This window comes from uncultured Microbulbifer sp. (assembly GCF_947489355.1).
In the GTDB taxonomy this organism is placed as follows: Bacteria; Pseudomonadota; Gammaproteobacteria; order Pseudomonadales; family Cellvibrionaceae; genus Microbulbifer.
In genome coordinates, this window is record NZ_CANLDD010000152.1 from 1 (window position 1) to 1,170 (window position 1,170).

The window sequence follows — 1,170 nt, forward strand, 5'->3', positions numbered from 1 at the left end:
CAACTGGTCGCCACTGTTGGCAAACTCTTCGGGAAGCAGCAGGCGATCACTTTCCAGTTGCCGAATCTGGTTGCGCAAATTCACCCGGCTGCGCGCGAGATCCTGACGTTCTGCGTGCAGCTCCAATTCCTGGGCAATAACCGCGTCCAGCTCCGCCAAGGAAATATAACCTTCACGCTTGAGTTGTCGATAGCGCCCCGCCTGTTCTGCACTCAAGTCGTAACGGTGGACCTGGGTCTTTATCTGTTTTTCGAGCAGAGCCAGGTCTTCCTCGCCAGCGACGATACGCTGCTCGGTATCCCGCAACTGCTGGCGATAGATTTTTTCGCTGCGCTCCAGTTGCTCCGTGATTAATTTTTGTTGGCTTTCGTACTCCGCCAGTAATAAAGTTTCGAGGTGCTTACCATCTGCCAATATTCGATCACCATTGACCACGATCAAGGGTTGATCCTTCAATACCCAATCACCCTCACGCACCAGCACCTGTTTGATAATACCCAAGCGCTCAGCGTATACCCGCACTACACCCGAAGCCGGTTCCAGCCAACCAGTTACGCTTTCCTTACGAGCATAGTTGCTGCTGAAAAGCCAGATGATGGAGAGAGCCACCCAGACTAGTAGCAATGACAAAATGACACCGTGTGAAAGGCGGGGCAGGAGCAGAATCTCACCGTGCAGGCGGTCTGCGTGTCTTTCCATGGCTTGCTGACGGAACAACCCTGCCACTACAGCCTCCTTACTATGGCTTAGTTTTTATAGCGTACTTTTTATCAAAACTTAGAATAGTTTTAAAGTGCTAGAGCCCTGAACCTACAGGGCTTTGGCCACAGACAGGAAGAGTCAATTTATAGAAACTCCGGGTGGACACTAAATGACATGAAAGTATCCCCTTGCTCGCCGATACCCATACTGAAAAACTGTCCGAACTATTGTTTTATTATTTTATGGCAACTCTGTCAAGAAATACTTCGGACAGTTTTTTGAGTTCAGGCCCTGATAATACGAAGCCTGCACTTTAATAACGTGTATTTATCACAAGTCTGGGGTAGACGCGAGTTGCGATAAACACCCTTATAGGGCTACAGCCCCAGAATTAGTAAATATCCACCGGCAAAGCCGGTGGCTTTAATCGTGAACCGCTCAAAGCGGTCTGTACGGAACTAACGTTCC

1 pseudogene is annotated in these 1,170 nt (G+C 49.4%); it reads right to left on the minus strand.

Annotation, left to right across the window (positions count from 1 at the left end):
- Positions 1–726, minus strand: a pseudogene (locus Q1A48_RS21230) (hypothetical protein); the annotation flags it as partial.
- Positions 727–1,170: the final 444 nt, after the last annotated feature.